This is a genomic window from Pseudomonas sp. HY2-MNA-CIBAN-0224 (assembly GCF_040310285.1).
Classification (GTDB): domain Bacteria; phylum Pseudomonadota; class Gammaproteobacteria; order Pseudomonadales; family Pseudomonadaceae; genus Aquipseudomonas; species Aquipseudomonas helleri.
The window spans coordinates 1-289 of record NZ_JBEOPQ010000378.1; the positions used below are offsets into that span (position 1 = coordinate 1).

1 protein-coding gene is annotated in these 289 nt (G+C 67.8%); it reads right to left on the reverse strand.

Translation table 11 applies throughout. The annotated features are described in order from the left end of the window. Positions 1–275: ABC transporter substrate-binding protein (locus AAEZ03_RS26820; RefSeq protein WP_350582833.1), on the reverse strand; the 275-nt coding region annotated here is incomplete at its 3' end. Positions 276–289: the final 14 nt, after the last annotated feature.

Sequence of the window (289 nt, forward strand, 5' to 3'; positions counted from 1 at the left end):
GCCGTCGAATACACGCGCGACGCCGGAATCGCGACGCCCGAGTTGTACGGCCCGAGCACCGCGACGACGCCCTTGTCGACGAGATTCTGCGCGACCTGCACGCCGGCCTTCGGGTCGGCCTGGTCGTCTTCGGAAACCAGTTTGAACGTGACGGCCTTGCCGGCGACCTTGATGCCGGCCTTGTTGAGCTCGTCCACCGCGAGCCGCGCGCCGTTTTCGTTGTCCTTGCCGTTGGCGGCCTGCGGGCCGGTGAGCGGCGCCGAATGGCCGATCATCACGACTTCCTGCG